Origin of the sequence: Arthrobacter sp. NPDC093128, assembly GCF_040683875.1 — a bacterium.
Lineage (GTDB): Bacteria > Actinomycetota > Actinomycetes > Actinomycetales > Micrococcaceae > Arthrobacter.
Genome location: NZ_JBFBEY010000009.1, coordinates 142196 through 161910, shown reverse-complemented (window position 1 = coordinate 161910; position 19715 = coordinate 142196). Strand labels below are relative to the sequence as shown.

The 19715-nt window shown below is 66.5% G+C and carries 17 protein-coding genes; 10 read left to right on the top strand and 7 right to left on the bottom strand.

Annotated features, from left to right (window positions below):
• Positions 1 to 233 precede the first annotated feature (233 nt).
• From AB0N24_RS12715 to AB0N24_RS12705, 3 genes are read left to right on the top strand one after another with little or no spacing between them, the layout of a single operon-like run.
• A complete protein-coding gene (locus AB0N24_RS12715; protein WP_364124481.1) occupies positions 234 to 1250 on the top strand; it encodes a nucleoside hydrolase in 1017 nt (338 codons plus the stop codon).
• On the top strand, positions 1251 to 2675 hold the full coding sequence (locus AB0N24_RS12710) for an MFS transporter (protein WP_364124478.1): 1425 nt from the start codon (positions 1251 to 1253) through the stop codon (positions 2673 to 2675).
• Complete coding sequence (locus AB0N24_RS12705) at positions 2672 to 3643, top strand: ribokinase (protein WP_364124475.1); 972 nt, start codon at positions 2672 to 2674, stop codon at positions 3641 to 3643. The genes AB0N24_RS12710 and AB0N24_RS12705 overlap by 4 nt, the downstream gene beginning before the upstream one ends.
• A gap of 90 nt (positions 3644 to 3733) precedes the next feature.
• Here AB0N24_RS12705 and AB0N24_RS12700 read toward each other — a convergent pair whose 3' ends face one another.
• Positions 3734 to 4423 carry a GntR family transcriptional regulator gene (locus tag AB0N24_RS12700; RefSeq protein ID WP_364124472.1) on the bottom strand — a complete coding sequence of 230 codons (690 nt, stop codon included), beginning with the start codon at positions 4421 to 4423 and terminating at the stop codon, positions 3734 to 3736.
• Between the two features lie 106 nt (positions 4424 to 4529).
• Between AB0N24_RS12700 and AB0N24_RS12695 the strand changes: the two genes are divergently transcribed.
• The 5 genes from AB0N24_RS12695 to AB0N24_RS12675 all read left to right on the top strand — a co-directional run bounded on the left by AB0N24_RS12695 (position 4530) and on the right by AB0N24_RS12675 (position 10727).
• Positions 4530 to 5288: a 5-oxoprolinase subunit PxpA gene (locus AB0N24_RS12695; protein WP_364124469.1), complete on the top strand. Its 759-nt coding sequence runs from the start codon at positions 4530 to 4532 to the stop codon at positions 5286 to 5288.
• Between the two features lie 121 nt (positions 5289 to 5409).
• The gene (locus AB0N24_RS12690; protein ID WP_364124466.1) at positions 5410 to 6741 is read left to right on the top strand and encodes an MFS transporter; all 1332 of its coding nucleotides are present in this window, start codon (positions 5410 to 5412) and stop codon (positions 6739 to 6741) included.
• Between the two features lie 48 nt (positions 6742 to 6789).
• Positions 6790 to 8475, top strand: coding sequence for a 5-oxoprolinase/urea amidolyase family protein (locus tag AB0N24_RS12685; RefSeq protein ID WP_364124463.1), 1686 nt, complete (start codon positions 6790 to 6792; stop codon positions 8473 to 8475).
• 7 nt (positions 8476 to 8482) lie between these two features.
• The gene (locus tag AB0N24_RS12680) at positions 8483 to 10246 is read left to right on the top strand and encodes a biotin carboxylase N-terminal domain-containing protein (RefSeq protein WP_364124460.1); all 1764 of its coding nucleotides are present in this window, start codon (positions 8483 to 8485) and stop codon (positions 10244 to 10246) included.
• A gap of 100 nt (positions 10247 to 10346) precedes the next feature.
• Positions 10347 to 10727, top strand: a complete 381-nt coding sequence (locus AB0N24_RS12675) for a nuclear transport factor 2 family protein (protein ID WP_364124457.1) — start codon at positions 10347 to 10349, stop codon at positions 10725 to 10727.
• A gap of 10 nt (positions 10728 to 10737) precedes the next feature.
• On the opposite strand, the gene AB0N24_RS12670 is transcribed toward AB0N24_RS12675, so the two are convergent.
• The 5 genes from AB0N24_RS12670 to AB0N24_RS12650 form a co-directional block, all read right to left on the bottom strand.
• Positions 10738 to 11238: a hypothetical protein gene (locus tag AB0N24_RS12670; protein ID WP_364124454.1), complete on the bottom strand. Its 501-nt coding sequence runs from the start codon at positions 11236 to 11238 to the stop codon at positions 10738 to 10740.
• 13 nt (positions 11239 to 11251) lie between these two features.
• Positions 11252 to 12268: a LacI family DNA-binding transcriptional regulator gene (locus AB0N24_RS12665; RefSeq protein WP_364124452.1), complete on the bottom strand. Its 1017-nt coding sequence runs from the start codon at positions 12266 to 12268 to the stop codon at positions 11252 to 11254.
• A 19-nt stretch (positions 12269 to 12287) separates the two neighbouring features.
• Entirely contained in the window at positions 12288 to 13166 is an 879-nt protein-coding gene (locus tag AB0N24_RS12660) for a carbohydrate ABC transporter permease (protein WP_364124669.1), read from the bottom strand.
• A gap of 17 nt (positions 13167 to 13183) precedes the next feature.
• Positions 13184 to 14152 (bottom strand): sugar ABC transporter permease, encoded by a 969-nt coding sequence (locus AB0N24_RS12655; protein WP_364124666.1) that lies wholly within the window; start codon positions 14150 to 14152, stop codon positions 13184 to 13186.
• 117 nt (positions 14153 to 14269) lie between these two features.
• On the bottom strand, positions 14270 to 15595 hold the full coding sequence (locus AB0N24_RS12650; protein ID WP_364124450.1) for an extracellular solute-binding protein: 1326 nt from the start codon (positions 15593 to 15595) through the stop codon (positions 14270 to 14272).
• A 194-nt stretch (positions 15596 to 15789) separates the two neighbouring features.
• Here AB0N24_RS12650 and AB0N24_RS12645 point away from each other — a divergent pair, with 194 nt between their 5' ends.
• Together AB0N24_RS12645 and AB0N24_RS12640 are read left to right on the top strand one after the other, a co-directional pair.
• Positions 15790 to 17838: a beta-galactosidase gene (locus tag AB0N24_RS12645; protein WP_364124447.1), complete on the top strand. Its 2049-nt coding sequence runs from the start codon at positions 15790 to 15792 to the stop codon at positions 17836 to 17838.
• Positions 17835 to 18047 carry a hypothetical protein gene (locus AB0N24_RS12640; protein ID WP_364124444.1) on the top strand — a complete coding sequence of 71 codons (213 nt, stop codon included), beginning with the start codon at positions 17835 to 17837 and terminating at the stop codon, positions 18045 to 18047. Before AB0N24_RS12645 ends, AB0N24_RS12640 begins: the two co-directional genes overlap by 4 nt.
• Before the next feature lie 64 nt (positions 18048 to 18111).
• On the opposite strand, the gene AB0N24_RS12635 is transcribed toward AB0N24_RS12640, so the two are convergent.
• On the bottom strand, positions 18112 to 19557 hold the full coding sequence (locus AB0N24_RS12635; protein WP_364124441.1) for a glycoside hydrolase family 43 protein: 1446 nt from the start codon (positions 19555 to 19557) through the stop codon (positions 18112 to 18114).
• Positions 19558 to 19715: the final 158 nt, after the last annotated feature.

Here is a 19715-nt window from a genome sequence, read left to right as displayed (position 1 = left end):
CCTCGGTCCGCCCGGTGGCTGCTGAACGTGTTGCGCGGATTCCATACCTCGATCGTAGTCGGCGCAAGTCGCCGTCGTGTGTGTCCATGCCCCGCTTGGCATCAAGCGCTTAACGTAAATCACGTTAAGCGCTTGACGTGAGCGCCAGTGAAGTGCCATGATCACCCTGATTGCTTTAGCGCCCTGCTGAACGCCCGGCCCTTCGGGCAAGCCCCAATGACGTGGAGATAGACGTGGACCCCAACCCCGTGAACCCTGACCGCAAAAAGATCATCCTGGACTGCGATCCGGGCCATGACGACGCCGTGGCGCTGCTGCTTGCGCACGGCAACCCTGATATCGAGCTGCTTGCAGTTACCACTGTGGTGGGCAACCAGACCCTCGAAAAGGTCACCCGTAACGCCCTCTCGGTAGGCACGATCGCCGGCATCACTGGCGTCCCCTTTGCCGCCGGCTGCGACCGTCCGCTGGTGCGCACCATCGAAACCGCGCCGGACATCCACGGCGAAACCGGCATGGACGGCCCCGCCCAACCGGAGTCCGCCATCGAACTGGACCCGCGCCACGCCGTCGACCTCATTATCGACACGATCATGGCGCACGAACCCGGCACCGTGACCCTGGTCCCGACGGCCGGACTCACCAACATCGCCATGGCCGCCCGCAAGGAGCCGCGCATTGTTGAACGCGTCAAGGAGGTCGTCCTCATGGGCGGCGGCTACCACGTGGGCAACTGGAGCGCCGTGGCCGAGTTCAACATCATCATCGACCCCGAAGCCGCGCACATCGTGTTCAACGAGAAGTGGCCTGTGGTGATGGTGGGCCTGGACCTCACGCACCAGGCCCTGGCCACCCCGGAGGTTGTTGAGAAGATCGCCGCCGTGGGTACCAAACCGGCCAGGTTCGTGATGGAACTGATGGAGTTCTTCACCAAGACCTACAAGGACGCCCAGGGCTTCGACTACCCGCCCGTCCACGACCCCTGCGCCGTCGCCTACGTGATCGATCCGAGCATCGTCACCACGCGGAAGGTCCCCGTGGACATCGAACTGCAGGGCAAGCTGACCCTCGGGATGACCGTGGCGGACTTCCGGGCCCCCGCACCTGCTGACTGCAACACCTCCGTCGCCGTTGACCTGGACCACGGAAGGTTCTGGGACCTCGTCACCGACGCCCTCATCCGGATCGGCGAACCGGGAGAACCCCGGCAGTCCGAACGTGCCGGCGCAGCAGCCGGAGGGGTCAAGTAAATGGCCACCGTCACTGAAACCAAGACCACCCGCGGCAACGTGACCGCCCTGATGGTCGCCCTGCTCGCCGCCTGCGTGGCCTTCCAGCTCAACGCCTCCATGCTCAGCCCGGCCCTGGTGACCATGGGCAATGAACTGAACACCGACCAGGCCGTCATTGGCCTGTCCCAGACCTGGTTCTTCACCGCGGCCGCGCTGTTCTCCCTCTTCCTGCCGCGCCTGAGCGACATCATCGGCCGGAAGAAGATCCTGATCGGCATGATGATGCTGATGGCCGTCGGTTCGGTCATCGCCGCGTTGGCCCCGGACGTCACCTGGCTCTTTGTTGGCCGCATCATCCAGGGCGTCAGCGGGCCCACCGTGCCGCTGTGCCTGATCATGCTGCGCTCCGCCGTCAGCAACCCGCGCAAATACGGAACACTCATGGGCCTCATCACGGCCGTCAACGGCGGCGTGGCCGGCGTGGACTCCTTCGTGGGCGGCTACTTCGCCGAGCACTTCGGCTTCCGCAGCATCTTCTGGCTCATGGTGGTCCTGGCGCTCGTGGCCACGGCCCTGGTGGCGCTCCTGGCCGGCGAAAGCAAGCCTGCGGCCGGCACCACCATGGACTGGCTCGGCGTCTTCTTTATCGTGGTCGCCGTCGGCGCACTGCTCACCGCCCTGAACGAGGGCTCCAAACTTGTCGGCGGCTTCTCCGCGGGCACCCTGATGCTGGCCCTCGCGCTGGTGGCGGTGGCCGCCGTGGCCTTCTTCGCTTTCTGGACCGTTGAGAAGCGCTCCAAGCAGCCCATGGTGGAAACAGTCCACCTGCGCCAGCGCTCCACCTGGGCTCCCTTGCTGACCACCACGCTGACCATGACGGGAATCTTCGCCGTCATCAACGGCATTGTTCCCGCCTACGTGCAGGCGGCCGCTCCCGGGTTCGGCGTGGGACCCACCGAGATGTCGCTGATCATCCTGACCCCCTACGCTCTGCTCGGCTGGGTGGTGGGCCCCATCAGCGGCAGGCTCGCGCCGGTGCTGGGCTACACCAAGGTGCTGCGCATCGGACTGCTGGGCAGCATCGCCGCTCTTGCCCTGATCGCCTTCTTCGGCCTGGGCAGCCTGCCGATGATGATTGCCGGAACGGTCTTGCTGGGCATCATGTACGCCGGTACGGTCAACATCATGCTGAACGGACTCGGAGTTGTGCTCTCTCCCGCCGGAAACCCGGGATTCCTGCCCGGAATGAACGCGGGCGCTTTCAACCTGGGCGCCGGCCTGAGCTTCCTGGTGCTGCCCGCCGTGCTGGTGGCAACGTCGGCCCTCGGCGACGCCAAGGCCTCCTACCTGACCGTCGTGGTTGTCGGCCTGGTCATCACCGTTGCAGCCTTCGGCGCCTCGCTCCTGATCCCCAAGCCGGTTGAAGCCGAGGTGGCCGAGTGAGCGCCGGAACGCACGGCCGGATCGTCGTCGTCGGGTCCCTCAACGCCGACCTGACCATCTACTGCGAACGCCTCCCGCTGCCGGGGGAGACGGTCCACGGCACCGGGTTCGCCGTCAACCCCGGCGGCAAGAGCGCCAACCAGGCCGTCGCGGCCAGCCTGCTGGGCGGGGCTGTCAGCCTTATCGGCGCAGTGGGGGACGACGCCAACGGCGAGATGCTCCAGGCCTCCACCGCAGGAGCCGGAGTGGACATCTCGCACGTGCGCACCTCCCAATCAGCTGCCACGGGAGTGGCTGTCATCGCCGTGGACGCGCGCGGCGAGAACAACATCATCATTTCCGCCGGGGCCAACGGAACCCTCGCTCCGGCCGACGTCGCGGCGTCCGCGGACGCGTTCGACGGCGCCTCCGTGGTGTGCCTCTGCCTCGAGGTCAGCCTCGAAACAGTGGAAGCCGCCGCCCGGAGGGGGCACGACGCCGGCGCAACGGTCCTGCTGAACCTCTCGCCGTACGGCGAGATCCCGCAGAGCCTTGCGGACCTGACCGACGTCCTGCTGGTCAACGCCCACGAGGCGTCGCTGTTCCTCGGTTCAGGGGGCGCGGGTTCAGGGGACATGCCGGGCGCTGAAGCGGACGACGTCGCGTGGGACCACGTGCGGCAGCGGTTCGCCGAGCGCGGGCTGCAGCGGGTGTTGGTCACCTTGGGTGCCAGCGGTTCGGTTGTCCTGGATTCGCTGGCCGCCGGGGCGGGCCGCGTGGTCCGGATCGCGCCCGTCAGGGTCAATGCCGTGGACACCACGGGAGCGGGCGACGCGTTCACCGGGGCCGTGGCCGCACGGCTCGCCGCCGGTGAGCCGCTGGCCGAAGCTGCCGCTTTTGCCTCTGTAGCTGCGGCGCTGGCCGCCACCCGCAAGGGCACGCAGGCGGCGTACGCCGGAGTGTCCGATGTGGAGCGGATACGCGCGTAGTTTGGTTCTAGCCCGGGTGGGCCAAGGTTCCGCCCGGGCTTTCCGCACTTAAGGCGCCTGCCCCGGTGCGGCCTCCCGGCAATCCCCGCCCTACTCCCCGTGGACTTCGGCCTGCTTCTCTTCTGAGCGGTCCAGATAGGCCAGCAGCAGCTCGGCGGCGCGGTCCAGCTCGCCGGCTTCCAGGGCAACGCAGATCTCCTCGTTGTCCTTCAGATAGCCACTGTAGAAGTGCGCGTCCATCGTGGCCTTGTGGAAGAACAGCCGCATCTCGGCCAGGACCTGGGACATGATGGTGTTCAGCCGGCGGCTTCCCGCCAGGGCAACGATGGCCTTGTGGAAGTGCTGGTTTGCCGTGCCCAGCCCTTCGTCGTCGTTCGCGGCGGCCGCAACCTTGCCTTCCTCCACCGCCGCCCGGACGGCGGCAACAGCTTCGGTGCTGCCCCCGCCGCGGATGGCGCTGACTTCGATCACCCGGCGGACGGTGTAGACATCGTGGATATCGCCCGCTTCCAGGCTCGCCACAAAAACCCCGCGGTTCGGGTGCCGGACCACCAGCCGTTCACTGGCGAGCTCGGCAAAGGCCTCGCGGACCGTGTTGCGCGAGACGCCAAGGTCCTCCGCAATCGTGGATTCGGTCAGCCTTGTTCCTGGCAGCAGGACACCTTCAGCCAACTGCAGCCGGAGCTCATCAGCCACCCGGTCGGCCACTGACGGCACGGCTACGCGCAGCCTTGCTGCTGCCGGGGAGGTGCCTCGGATTGCTGATTCTGAAGTGGCCATACTCCAGAATTTACACGATCGTCACATCGTTGAATCGAAGGATTGTTGAACAATCGCTAAATTTGGTGCATCCTAGTAGGAGTAAATCAATGAGACGAGGATCACAATGGTTAGCATGGACCTGAATAGCGACGTAGGAGAATCCTTCGGCCGCTGGAGTCTGGGCGACGACACGGCGATGTTCAAGTCCGTGTCCAGCGCCAACGTTGCCTGCGGTTTCCACGCTGGCGACCCCACCGTCATCCGCCGCACCTGCCGCGAAGCTGTAGAAGCCGGTGTGACGATCGGCGCCCACGTGGGTTACCGCGACCTCGCCGGCTTCGGCCGCCGCTTCATGGACGTGGACCCGAACGAACTGGCGGACGAGGTGGTCTACCAGATCGGCGCGCTGCAGGCGCTGGCGGCCACGGAAGGCGGCCGCGTCCGGTACGTGAAGCCGCACGGCGGCCTGTACAACGCGATCGTCTCCCACACCGCCCAGGCGCGCGCCGTCGTCGACGCCGTCAAATCGGTCGATCCCGAACTGCCCATCCTTGGCCTGCCCGGCTCTGAGGTGCTGCGCCTCGCCGAGGCCGCGGGACTACGCGGCGTGTCAGAAGCCTTCGCGGACCGCGCCTACAACCCCGACGGCACGCTCGTCTCCCGCTCGCTCCCCGGAGCCGTCCTCCATGACCCGGCCGAAGTGGCCGAACACGTCTTGCGCATGGCCACCGACTCCGCCATCCGCGCCGTCGACGGCTCCATCCTGAAAATCAATGCAGACAGCATCTGCGTCCATGGCGATTCCCCCGGGGCCGTTGCCATGGCTGTGGCAGTCAAGGCTGCGCTTTCCGACGCCGGCATCACCATCAAGTCGTTCGTCTAAACCGCGTTCGTCCAACCCCGTTAGCGCTCCGCGGAGTAGACAGCTCCGCCGGATAGCCGCTCCAGCAACGGCACCCCCACCCAGCACGCAGGCAGCACCACCGCACACCTGAAGGAAGACCATGACTACACACCACACGGCCGCCCGCACCGGCCGGAAAATCCCGCCCGGAGCCCTGAAGGCGTACGTCGCCAGCCTCACCGGCACCTCGCTGGAGTACTACGACTTCGCCATCTACTCCGTGGCTTCGGCCCTGGTCTTCCCCAAGATCTTCTTCCCGGGCAACGACGAATTCGTCGGCCTCCTGCTCTCCTTCTCCGCCTTCGCGGTGGGTTACCTGGCACGTCCCATCGGCGGCGTGATTTTCGGCCGTCTCGGCGACAGGATCGGCCGCAAGCACGTCCTGGTGGTCACGCTCCTGCTGATCGGCATCGCCACTGTGCTCATCGGCCTGCTGCCCGACTACTCCGTGATCGGCGTCGCGGCCCCCACCATCCTGGTGCTCCTGCGCCTGGCCCAGGGCATCGGCGTCGGCGGCGAATGGGGCGGTGCCGTCCTGCTTTCCAGCGAATTCGGTGACGCCAACAAGCGCGGCTTCTGGTCCTCCGCCGCCCAGATCGGCCCGCCCGCCGGCAACCTGATGGCCAACGGCGTCCTGGCCCTGCTTGCCGCAACGCTCAGCACTGAGGCCTTCCTCTCCTGGGGCTGGCGCGTGGCCTTCCTCGCCTCCGCGCTGCTGGTTGTCTTCGGCCTGATCATCCGCCTCAAGCTTGAGGAAACCCCGGTGTTCAAGGCGATCCAAGCCCACGGCGAACAGCCCAAGGCCCCCATCACCGAGGTGTTCCGCAAGGAACCCCGCGCCCTTGTGGCCGCCGCCCTCTCCCGCGTCTGCCCCGACATCCTCTACGCGCTGTTCACCGTCTTCGTGGCCGTCTACGCCACCAAGGAACTCGGTATGACCACGGGCAACGTCCTCACGGCCATCCTCATCGGCTCGTCGTTCCAGCTGTTCCTGATCCCGCTGGCCGGCGCCCTCACGGACCGCTTCAACCGCCGCCTCGTCTACGGCATCGCGGCTGTGGGCACCGCCCTCTACATCCCGCTGTTCTTCCTCATGATCGAGGGCAAGTCGGTGCTGATGCTGACCATCGGCGTTGTGATCGGCCTGGCCTTCCACGCCTTCATGTACGGCCCCCAGGCCGCCTACATCACCGAGCAGTTCCCGGCCCGGCTGCGCTACGCCGGCAGCTCGCTGGCCTACACCCTGGCCGGCGTGATCGGCGGCGCCGTGGCTCCGCTCATCTTCACCGCGCTCTACGCAGCCTCCGGTGACTGGTACCTGATCGCGGCGTACCTCCTGGTGGCCTCCGCCGTGACGGTTGTGGGCCTGGCCCTCGGCCGGAACCCGCAGACCGCCGAAGAAGAGCGCCTCCTGGCGGACTCCCACGCCTAAGCGGCGCGGAAGCTGTTCGGCGCAAACCCAGTTCAAGCACTGTCAACAATGGAAGCGGTAGCAATGGAAACCCTGACCGTGCACAAGGTCCTCTCGGTGCGGCCCGTGGGAACGCGGGCGGTGCTCGCGGAGCTTTCCGGAACCCAGGACGTCCTCGCCCTGCAGACCCTGCTCCTCGAATCGCCGCTGCCGGGCCAGCAGGACGTGCTCGCGGCTGCGCAGACCGTTATGGTCCGTGCGGAGTCGCCGGCGGCGGCCCGCCGCATGGGCGCACTCCTGATGGAGCTGGACCTCACGGCTCCGGTCCGGCAGGACGGCGGCCTGGTGTACATCGATACCGTGTACGACGGCGAGGATCTCGCCGAAGTGGGACGGCTCACCGGCTTGGGAACTGAGGGTGTCATTGAAGCCCATACCGGCCAGGTCTGGACGGTGGCTTTCGCCGGGTTCGCGCCGGGGTTCGGCTACATGGTGGGGGAGAACCAGGTGCTGGAAGTGCCGCGCCGGAGCTCACCGCGGACCGCTGTGCCCGCCGGATCGGTGGCGCTGGCGGGCAACTATTCGGCGGTGTACCCGCGCAAGTCCCCGGGCGGCTGGCAGTTGATCGGCCGGACCGGGGCCCGCATGTGGGACCTCGACCGGGCCGAGCCGGCGCTGGCAAGTCCGGGCCACCGGGTCCAGTTCCGTGCCGTCCGCGATGTTGTGACCATGGCGCCGGAGTCCGCGGCGTCCGGGGCGGCGCCTGCCTCCACGGGGCCGGCCCAGGAACCTGCCTCCGGGCTGCGGATCGTTTCACCCGGGCTGCAGAGCCTCATCGAGGACCTCGGCCGGCACGGCCACTCCGCGCTGGGTGTCTCCGCGGCCGGTGCGTTGGACCGGGCCTCGCTGCGGCGGGCCAATCGGCTGGTGGGCAACGCCGCCTCGGCCGCAGCCATCGAAAGCGTCGCCGGTGGACTTAGGGTCCAAGCCGTCGGGGACCAGGTCGTGGCCGTTGCAGGGGCGCCGTCGGCGCTGACCGTCGACTCGCCGTCGGACGCTGGATCAGACTCAGACCCGGACGAGCCCGCACGCCAGCGCACCGTTCCCATGGCAACCCCGTTCGCCCTGCTTGACGGCGAAATCCTGACCCTTGGCGCGCCGGAGGCCGGCTTCCGCAGCTACCTTGCGGTCCGCGGCGGTGTGGACGCCGCCCCGGTACTGGGCAGCCGTTCCACGGACACCATGTCCGGCATCGGGCCGGCGCCGCTTGCCGCCGGCCAGATCCTGGCATCCGGCGACGTCACCGAATCCGGCGTTGTGGGTAACCCCGAACTCCAGCCGGACCTTCCCGGGGACGGCGTCACGGTGCTGGACATCGTGCTGGGTCCGCGCGCCGACTGGTTCGACGAGGCCGCCCTTGAGTCCCTCTGCGGGCAGGACTGGGTAGTGAAGCCCCAGTCCAACCGTGTTGGCATGCGGCTGGACGGCACGCCGCTGGAACGCAGCCGGCAAGGCGAACTGCCCAGCGAAGGCACCGTGGCCGGAGCCATCCAGGTCCCGCCCGAAGGCCTGCCTGTGCTCTTCCTGGCCGACCATCCGATCACGGGCGGCTACCCGGTGATCGGCGTAGTGGTGGACCACCAGCTCGATCTGGCCGCCCAGGTGCCGATCGGCGGCAGCATCCGCTTCCGCCGCGCTCCTGAACAGACTTCCCCTGAACAGACTGCCCCCGAACAGACTTCCCAAGAAAAGTGAGTAACTGATGCGCAAGGTCCTGATCGCCAACCGTGGTGAAATCGCCGTCCGGATTGCCCGAGCCTGCGAGGACGCCCAGCTGGAATCCGTCGCCGTCTATGCGGACATCGACGCCGATGCCATGCACGTCGGTGCCGCCAGCGAAGCCTTCAGCCTGGACGGGAACTCCCCGGCTGACACCTACCTGAACATCCCCAAACTGCTGGAGGTCGCGGCAAGGGCCGGAGCGGATGCCGTCCACCCCGGCTACGGCTTCCTGTCCGAGAACGCCGATTTCGCCCAGGCTGTACTCGACGCCGGACTCGCCTGGATCGGCCCCACTCCGGAAGCCATCCGGCAGCTCGGGAACAAGATCACTGCCCGCGAGATCGCGGTCCGTGCCGGAGCCCCGCTCGTGGCCGGCAGCGACGGGCCCGTAGACACCGCCGCGGAGGCCCGCGCCTTCGCCGAACAGCACGGCCTCCCGATTGCCATCAAGGCGGCCTTCGGCGGCGGCGGCCGCGGGCTGAAGGTGGTCCGGAACATGGACGAGATCGAGGAAGCCTTCGACTCCGCCGTCCGCGAGGCAGTGGCGGCCTTCGGACGCGGCGAATGCTTCGTGGAGCGCTACCTGGACCGTCCGCGCCACGTCGAGGCCCAGGTCCTGGCGGACACCCACGGCAACGTCGTCGTCGTCGGAACCCGCGACTGCTCCCTCCAGCGCCGGCACCAGAAGCTCGTCGAGGAAGCGCCCGCACCGTTCCTCAGCGACGACCAGCGGCAGCAGATCTACGACGCCGCCAAGGCAGTCTGCCGGGAAGCCGGCTATTCCGGCGCCGGCACCGTGGAATTCCTGGTCGCCGCCGACGGTACCGTGGCGTTCCTCGAGGTGAACACCCGGCTGCAGGTGGAGCACCCCATCACCGAGGAAACCACCGGGATCGACCTGGTCCAGGAGCAGTTCCGGATCGCCGCCGGGGAAAGCCTGCGCATCACCGCGGACCCCGAGCCCCGCGGCCACTCCTTCGAGTTCCGGCTCAACGCCGAGGATGTGGGGCGCGGCTTCCTGCCCTCACCCGGCACCATCGCAGAATTCCGCGGCCCCACCGGCCCGGGCATCCGCCTGGACACCGGCGTCCGCTCCGGCTCCTTCGTGGCGCCGCAGTTCGACTCCCTCCTCGCCAAGCTGATCGTCACCGGCGCGGACCGCCAGCAGGCCCTGCGGCGGGCACGCCGCGCCTTGGCGGAAATCGAGATCACCGGGGTGGCCACTGTGCTGCCGTTCCACCGCGCCGTGCTCGAATCCACGGACTTCACCTCCGAGACCGGGCTGGGCATCCACACCCGCTGGATTGAAACCGACTTCGCGGACCGGATCCCGGCGGATGCCGGCTACAGCACCGACGTGCCCGACGGCGAACGCCGCACCATCACCGTTGACGTGGACGGCCGCCGCCTGGCCGTCGGTCTTCCAGCGGACCTGCTGGACGGCTGGGCCCTGTCTACTCGGACTCTGTCCGGAGGGGCCCTTCCCGCCGGCGTCTCGGTGGATTCCGACGGCGACGCGGCCGCCGCTGATCCGGGGGAGCTGCGCGCCGACATGGCCGGAACCGTGGTGAAGTGGCTCGTGGAGCCGGGCGCCGAAGTGTCGGCGGGGGACGCCGTCGTCGTGCTTGAAGCGATGAAGATGGAAACCCAGGTCGCGGCGCACCGCGACGGCACGGTGAGCGGCATCCGCACCAAAGCCGGCGGTGTGGTGGCTGCCGGTGCGGTGCTGGCGCTGATCGGATAGGCGCACCAGGGGACCAAATACCGTGGCGCCGGCCGAAGTTCGGGAGGAAAATGCGAAACGTTAGCCAAACGTCGAGCGCTCCAGGAATCAGGTCCGAACCGTGGATGAACCAAGTGCAAACGAGAAGGTAGTCAACCGGCTGATCGCCTGCATCAATGACCGGCACGTTGAAATCATGGACGAGCTCTTTCACGACGATGCGGTGATGCACTGGCCGCAATCCGGAGAGCTTGTGCGCGGCGCCGAAAACCGGCGGGGAATCTACAACGCCTTCCCGCAGCTGCCCACCATCACGCCGCGCCGGCTGACCAGCGGCGGGAATCTGGTGGTTGCCGAGGCCCTGCTGGATTACGGCGGACCGCAGTATGAAACGGTGTTCATCTTCGAATTCCGGGACGGCAGGATCGCCAGGGAAACGGCCTACTGGAGTGAGCCGTTCGAGGCCCCGGAATGGCGCGCCCAGTGGGTTGAGCAGGCTTAGGCGATCGCCTTCACGGGCGGTGAACGTCGACGCCGGCAGCCGCCAGCGCAGCGAGGAACCGTTCCTGACGTTCTGCGGTGCCCAGGCTCAGGAGATATCCGCGCCCCGAATCGAGCTGGACGGCAGGCCCGATGTCCTGGATGATTCCCAGCCCGAAGCCGCCGAACCGCAGCCCGAATCCGTAGCGGAGGCCAATGTTCGCCGAAGCGGCCGAGTGGACTGCAGTAATAGGGATCCTGCAGCGATAGAAGGGGAACCACGCCAATCGCACTTCGTTTTCGAAAACATGGATCCTGGAGAACCCGAATGCCAGGAAAATGATCACAACGATGGCGACGCCGAGCGAGACTCCTGCAACCGGTTCCGACTGCAGCGCGCCGGTGAGGATCATGACGAGGAAGATTCCGATCAGCAGAATGCCTGCGCCCATCACGATGGCGCGCGGCAGCCGACCGTAAAACATCCTGCCGGAATCGAACAGGATGCGGGCGCGGTCTGATTCTGTCGCCATCAAATCATCCTCATCAGGCCGATTCGCGGATCACCAGTTCGGTGGGGATGGTGATGGCTGCCGGCCGCTCACCGTCGATGACGGCAAGGAGCAGCCGCACCATCTCCGCGCTGATCCGCTCGAACGGCTGCCGGACCGTGGTCAGCGTCGGCACCGTGGAAGCGGAAACCTTGATGTCGTCGAACCCGGCAACGGCCACGTCTTCCGGGATACGGCGGCCGGCTTCCTTGAGGACCTCCATGGCCCCGAGCGCCATGAGGTCGTTCGCCGCGAAGACGGCGTCGACGTCGGGGATCCGGTTGAGGATGTCCCGCATGCCTTTCGCGCCGCTTTCCCTGCTGTAGTCGCCGAAGGCAATGAGGTTCCCGTCGGCATCGGCGCCCTGGTGGTTCCGGTACGCCTCCAGGCGGCGGATGCCGCCGGAAGTGTCCTGCGGGCCGGCGATGGTGGCGATCCGCTTGCGGCCTCCGTCGCCCAGATGGCGGAGAACGTCCAGGGCACCTTCGTAATCGTCGGCGGCAACGTAACCCATCTTCTTTTCGAAGCCGAGCGGCACACCACACGCAATCGCAGGGATGTTGGCCGCGACGATTTCGGAGATGATGCCCTTCCGGGTGGCGTGGGCGGACACCAGCAGGACGCCGTCCACGTGCCCGGCGGTGAGGAACTCGGTGGCCCGGCGCTGTTCGTCGTCGGTCCCTGCCATGATCAGCACCAGCGGGATGTCGTGAACGGCCAGGGCATCGGCAGCTCCGCGCATCAGGACCGCGAAGTTGGGGTCCTCGAACAGCCGGTCGTGCGACTCGGTGAGCAGGAACGCCACCGAGTTTGCCCGGTTGGTGGCGAGGCTCCGGGCATGCGGGTTGACCCGGTACCCGGTTTTTTTGATGGCGGCAGTCACGGCTGCCAAAGCCGGTGGACTGACCCAGTGCCCGCCGTTGAGAACCCGGGAAACCGTGCCACGTGAGACGCCCGCTTCCCTGGCGACGTCGTCGATCTTGGGGCGGTTCTTGGAGGGAGGCTGAGACATGGCTAAAGCCTATCCGGGGCTAAGCCTTCACCGCACCGGCGGCCAGGTCGACCCGCCAGTAGCGCTGAAGGAGAAGGAACATAATGACGAGGGGGACGATGGACAGCAGGGCGCCCGCGAGGACCAGCGTGTACAGGGCGGGGGCGGAGGCGCCTTGGTTGAGCAGGCCGTTCAGGCCCACCATGATGGGGAACAGGTGGTCGTCGCCGAGCATGATGTACGGCAGCATGAAGTTGTTCCAGATTGCCACGAACTGGAACAGGAAGATGGTCACCAGGCCCGGCAGCATCACGGGCATCGCGATGCGGTTGAAGATGTACATTTCCCTGGCGCCCTCGGTGCGGGCCGCCTCGATGACATCGCCCGGCACCGAGGCGGCCGCGTAGATCCGGGCCAGGTAGATGCCGTACGGGCTGATGATCTGCGGGAGCAGCACGGACCAGTAGGTGTTGGTCAGTCCGGCCTGGGCGAGCATCAGGTACTGCGGGATGGCCAGGATGACGCCCGGCACCAGCACGCCCATGAGCAGGACCTTGAAGATTCCGGCCTTGCCGGGGAAGTCGAACTTGGCCAGCACGTAGCCGGACAGTGCCGAGATCCAGGTCGAGACGACGGCGCCGACACCGGCGTAGAGGGCAGTGTTGAGCATCCAGCGCCAGAACAGGCCGTCGCGGTACGCGGTGAGTTCCACGATGTTGTCCCACAGGTGCGTGCTGGGCGCGAGGGTGAATGTGGAGAACAGTTCCGTGCCGCTCTTGCTGGCCGCGGCCAGGACCCACAGGACAGGGAACAGGCAGTACAGGGCGCCGAGGATAAGGATGCCGGTGGAGAGGTAACTGGGCTTTTCGCGGAGCCCGTTGGCGCTGACGGCCGTGGTCCGGGTGGGTTTGGTGCGAATGGCGGTGGTGGTCACGGTCAGTTCTCCTGTCCGAAGGCCCGCTTCTGCACCACGCGCAGGAACAGGAAGGAAATGATGAAGGTGGCGGCGGCGATCACGATGCTGGTGGCGGCTGCCGAGAAGACGTCATTGCGGGTGAACGCGTCACGGTACACCAGCATGAGCGGTGACCAGCTCGTGGAGAGGCTGTTCGCCAGCGGGCGCAGCGTGGTGGGTTCGGCGAAGACCTGGAGGGTGGCGATCATCGAGAACAGGGCGGTCATCACGAGGGCCGGGGCGATGATCGGGATCTTGATCCGCAGGGCAGTCTGCACCTCGGAGCAGCCGTCCAGCTTGGCCGCCTCATAGATCTCAGTGGGAACCGCCTTGAGCGACGTGTACATCACGATCATGTTGAAGCCGACACCGCCCCAGAGTGCGATGTTGCAGATGGCGAGCGTCACCAGGTTGGGGTCCAGCAGGGACGGGAGCTCCGCGCCCAGCTGGCGTGCCACGAAGTGGAACGGGCTGACGCCGGGCAGGTAAAGGAAGCCCCAGAGCAGTGAGCTGATCACAGCGGGCACTGCGTAGGGCAGGAAGATGGCGGTCCGGGAGAAGTTTCCGGCCCGAGTGCGCCGGGAGTCCAGCAGCAAAGCGAACAGCAGGGCGAAACCGAGCATGAGGGGGATGAGGATGACGCCGTACAGCAGCACGCGCAGGACGCTGTCGGTGAATTCGGGGTCGGTGAGCGCGCTGATGTAGTTGTCCAGGCCGGCGAACACCTGGCTCTGCGAGTTCTTGCCCAGGCCCAGCCCGCTGACCTTCTTCTTCTGGAAGCTCAGGAACAGCGTGTAGACGATCGGTGCCGCCATAAAGACGAGGAAAAGGATGATGCCCGGGGCAAGCATCGCGTAGGGGACGAGCACCCGGGACTTGAAGTTTTTCGCCCGCCGGGGGGATCCGGGCGCTGCGGTCTTCGCCGCCGGTCCGGTCCTGGTCACGGTCATTGCCACGGGTGCACTTCCTTGCATTGATGTCGGTGGGGTTGGGTGTGCCTGGCCTGCCGGGAGGACGCGGACGACGACGGCGCATCGTGCGTGCCGCGCCCTCCCGGACGGCGGGTGCTACTTGACGGTAAAACCGGTCTTCTTCAGGTCATCGACCGTCACCTGCTGCATGCTCTTCACGGCATCCAGGAAGGCGCTCTTCTGCTTCGACTGCGCTGCCTTGGCGAATTGGTCGTTGTAGGCGTTGAACGTGACGTTTACGTTGGGGCCGTAGGTGAAGGAGCCGACGTTCTGTGCTGCCTCGCCGACCACCTTGTAGAAGTCAGGCTGGTTGCTGAAGAACTCCGGGGCCGTGGTCAGGGCGGATTCCGCGCCAGCGGAGTCTGCCGGGTAGATCCCGGTCTCGGTCACGAGGGCCTTGACTGCCTGCGGGTCCGTGTTCAGCCAGGTGGCGAACTTCGCTGCGGCGTCCACGTTCTTGGACTGCGACGTCACGGCGGTGGAGGAACCGCCCCAGTTGCCGGTGGCGGGGTTGGCGGCATCCCACTGCGGCATGGGTGCGGCCTTCCACTGGCCCGCCGTCGCGCCGGCGTTGCCGGCCAGGACGCCCGGACCCCAGGCGGCGCTGAGCCAGCCCACCTGCTTGCCGGTGTTCAGTGCCGTGTTCCACTCGGGCGTGTACATCGGCTTGTTGTCGATGACGCCGTCCTGGACCAGGCCGCCCCAGTACCCGGCGACCTTCTGGGTGGGATCTTCGTCCACCTTGACGCTCCAAGCGTCACCGTCGATGCCCCACCAGGAAGCTCCGGCCTGCTGGGCCATGCCGGTGAACCAGCCGGCGTCGTTGGAGGAGAACGTCCCCAGGTACGCTCCGGGGTCGGCGGCGTGGACAGCCTTGGCTGCTTCTGCGTATTCGTCCCAGGTCTTTGGAACGGAGAGGCCGAGCTTTTCGAACACGTCAGCGCGGTAGTAGAACACCATGGGGCCGGTGTCCTGCGGTACGGAGTACAGCGCCTCGCCGCCCAGGGTTACGGAGTTCCACACGCCCTCGGGGAAGTGGCTCTTTGTGCCGTTCGCAGAGGTCTTGGACAGGTCCGCCAGGGCATCCGCCGCCACCAGGGTGGGGATCTTCTGGTATTCGGCCTGGATCAGGTCAGGGGCGCCGCTGCCGGCCTTCACTGCGGTGAGCAGCTTGGTGACCGCGGGGTCGCCGCCGTCCTGCTTGTTGACGGTGACATGGATGTTCGGGTTCTTCTGGTTCCAAAGGTCCACCACCTTGTCCAGGTTCGGCGCCCAGGCCCAGTAAATGAGTTCCACTTTCTGGTTGGAATCGCTTGCTGGCTCTGCCGCGGAACCTGTTCCCGCTCCGCCCGAACATCCTGCGGTGAGCATGGTGGCCGCGGCGAGCATGGCTACGGCGCCTGCACGAAATGACTTGCGCATTCCGTCCTCCTTGTCGAAAAGCTTGATGGGTCTGTCTGAATTATCACCGCTCATCCGAACCGAGGCCGTATGACTGTGAGCGGTTCCAGTAATCCACACAACTGTGACGTGTGTCAATGCGGAATCCGCTCTAGCTTCGAAACTTTCCGCTGTGATACAACTGGGACCGCACACAGTTCTAAGGAGACCAGGAAATGACAGACGTCCTTCAGCGCACCGCTCCCCGGAGCGCACAGGCCCCGTGGCTGCAGCGCCCGGCCGGGCTCTGCTACGGCGGGGACTACAACCCCGAACAGTGGCCGCGGGAGGTCTGGGCCGAAGACATCGCGCTGATGAAGGAGGCCGGGATCAACCTGGTCAGCGTCGGCATCTTCTCGTGGGTCCTGCTGGAGCCCCGCGAGGGTGAGTATGACTTCGAATGGCTCGATCACCTGATGGACCTGCTCGCCGACGCCGGAATCAGCGTGGATCTGGGCACGCCTACAGCGGCACCGCCGGCCTGGTTCTGGAAGAAATACCCGCAGGCACGCCCCGTCACCCGCGAGGGTGTCCCGCTGGGCAGCGGATCCCGCGGCATGGCTAGCCCCAGCGCGCCCGAATACCTGCGCGCGGCCACCAACATCACCGGGCAGCTCGCCCGGCGGTACGGATCCCACCCGGCACTGGTGCTGTGGCACGTGCACAACGAATACGGCGCCCCGGTCAGCGACTCCTATGACGACTACTCCGTGGCGGCCTTTCGTGAATGGCTGCAGGCACGCTACGGCAGCCTGGACGCCCTCAACCAGGCCTGGGGAACCCTGTTCTGGGGCCAGAAATACGGCGAATGGGACGAAATCGACGCTCCCCGGCTCGCCGCCAGTGTCAGCAACCAGGCCCAGCGGCTGGATTTCCGTCGGTTCACCTCGGACGCGCTGCTGAAGTGCTTCGTCGCCGAGCGGGACGTGATCCGCAAATACACGCCGGAGCTGCCGGTGACCACCAACTTCATGGCCACCAACTGCCTCGCCGCGGACTACTGGAAGTGGAGCCGCGAGGTGGACATCGTCTCCAACGACCACTACCTCGTGGCGGAACGCACCGACAACCACATCCTGCTGTCCATGGACGCCGACCTCACGCGCTCGCTGGCCGGCAACCGGCCCTGGATGCTCATGGAACACTCCACCGGAGCCGTGAACTGGCAGGGCCGCAACATCGCCAAACGCCCCGGCGAACTTGCCCGCAACAGCATCTCCCATCTGGCCCGCGGCGCGGACGCCGTGATGTTCTTCCAGTTCCGGGCCTCCCGGTTCGGGGCCGAGAAGTTCCACTCCGCCATGCTTCCCCATGCCGGAACAGGCACCCGGATCTGGCGCGAAGTCTTGGACCTCGGGGATGACCTTAAGAAGCTTTCGGCCGTGAAAGGCTCCACCGTCCAGGCCCGCGTGGCGATCCTCTGGGACGTAGAGTCGTTCTGGGCGCAGGACCTGGAGTGGCGCCCCAGCAGAGACCTGAACCACCGCGAACGCATTGAGGCCTACTACTCGGTGCTGTGGGAGCACGGAATCACCACCGATTTCGCCCACCCCGAAGCCGACCTCTCGGGCTACGACCTGGTCCTCGCCCCGGCCCTCTATCTGGTCGGAGACACAGCGGCGGCGAACCTGCGGGGATACGTCGACGGTGGCGGGCACCTGCTCGTCTCCTACTTCTCCGGCATCGTCGACTCCAACGACACCGTTCCCGCCGGCGCCTCACCCGGCGGGCTCCGGGATGTCCTTGGCCTCGAAATCCACGAATTCCTGCCGCTCCGAGCCGGAGAAACGACGAACCTCAGCAACGGGAACGCCGGCGCCGTCTGGACGGAAGACATCCACCCCGCCACGGCAACCGTGGTGGCCAGCTACCTTGACGGCCCCGCCGCCTCGGGCCCGGCCATCACCCGCAACGCCTTTGGCAGCGGCACCGCCTGGTACGTCTCCACAAAGCTCGACGGCGGCGACCTCACCGCCGTCGTCCTCGACGCTGTCCGGACCGCCGGACTGGATGCTGCCCCCAAGCTGCCGGAGGGACTGGAAGTGATCACCCGCAGCAACAACACGGACAAATTCACTTTCCTCATCAACCACTCCGAGGCAGACGCCGAATATCCGGCAAGGGGACACGACCTGCTCACCGGAGAACCGTCAGCGCCCGTCTCCGTCATTCCCGGCGGCACCGTGCGCGTCCTCCACTCGCAGGAAGGAGTGCCCGCCACATGAACACCGCCACCGCTGAAATGCTTGAAGTGAAAGTCGACACGGCCCGGCAGCTCGAGGAACGGCTGAACGCCGCCGTCCGGAGCCTGCAGGACGTGGCCATCCGCACCCGCGCCCAGGGGATCCTGGTGACCCGGCTTAACCCCGGCCACTACACGGTTTCGCTTAGCGACTCCGTGCCGTTCGGGGTGACCCGCGAACAGAGCCGCTAGCCGGGCAGGGACACAACAACCGTGGAGGGCGGGCAGCTGCCCGCCCTCCGGTCATTTGTCCGCTTTAGCGGACGCTGAGCCTCGCCGTTTCGGTCGTGACCTTCCCGTGGGCGTTCTGGAAGACAGCCCGGACCAGCAGCCCGTCCTGGCCCGATGACACCGCGCCGAATTCCAGCGTGGATTTGTAGGTGCCCTCGTCCGTCCGTTTGGTCACGGGCTGGCCGGCGATGCGCTGCCAGGTGGCGCCGCCGTCTGCTGAGGATTCCCAGACAGCAACGGGTCCGGGGGTGCCGGTGGCCGTGGCACTGAAGCTGGCTTTCCGGCCGGAACCGGCTGCCGTGTCCTTGGGCTGTTTGGTTGCTTTGGGCAGCTCCACGTTTTGGTTGAACGCCGGCCAGCCGCCCGTCCAGTCGATCTTCTGCACACCCAAGGTGGGGAAGTAGGGAGCGGCCTCGTTGGAGCCGTCGTAGTAGTGGAATGCCAGGTAGTCGCCAAAGACCGACTGGCCGCCCGGTCCGGTGACCGCACCATGGGCATCGAGCACCACGGATCCGCCGCCGCCCAACATGTCGCGGCCGTCCTTATCCAGGTACGGGCCCTTGACGGACTTGGACCGGCCCACGGCCACCCTGTACGTTGAATCCCCGCCGCGGCAGCAGGAGTCAAAGGACACGAAGAGGTAGTAATAGTCGTCGTGTTTGGTGATGTACGGCGCCTCAACGGGGTTGCCGGGCATGAACCGGTCCGCGATGTTCACGGTTTTGGACTGCCAGTCCGCCACCGGCTTGCCGCTGGGCCATTCGATGGGGACCAGGAAGATTCCGTACCAGAATGATCCGATAGCCATATATGGGGTGCCTTCGGCGTCTTCGATGATGCCGGCGTCGATCGCGTTGAAGGTCTTGCCGGGATTGTTCGGGTCCAGGCCGCTGGCCGGCGAGGACACCACGAGCCCCTGGTCCACCCATTCGTAATCCGGGTCGTTCGGGTCAAGGGTGGTGTTGGTTGCCAGCGCGGTCAGCGAATTGTTTCCACCGAAGCGCGACGCCGAGTAGTAGAGGTAGTAGGTGCCGTCATTTTCGTGGATCTCAGGTGCCCAGAGGTTGCCGGGCAGCTCGCCGTCCGAAAAGTGTTCATCGATCCAGGCGGGAATCCTGTCCCAGACCGTGCCGCTGTAGTTCCACGTGGTGCCGGCATCGTGCGACGACCAGATCTGGATTGTTCCGCCGTTTTCGCGGTTTACCAGGCCGGTGGAGTAGACGTACCAGGTGCCGTCGTCGTCAATGATGAGTGCCGGATCATGGATCGGAGAGGTTTCGCCCACCACGGTTTTGCCGCCGGGCAGGTCTTCCGGCAGTTTCTCGGTGGCGGCCACTGCGGCTGCAGGGCGGACGGAGTCCTTGCCCGGGTGGTCCGTGGCGGTCGGTGGCAGCGCGGCGGCTGTCAGGGCGAGGCCGGCGGCGGCAACCAGTCCCGCTGCTCGTGCTATCCATGGACGTGACTTCATCATCACGTGTTCCTTCCGAAGTGCGATTGAAGGGAAATATTTGGCGTGGTGCTTCGCAGCAGCGGGGGATGCGCCCGGCGCGGCAGTGATTGCAACGTTGTAAACATGAATATCGCATGGCCCGGGAGTGGCGTCAAGGGATCACTGTCGGAGCTGCCCCT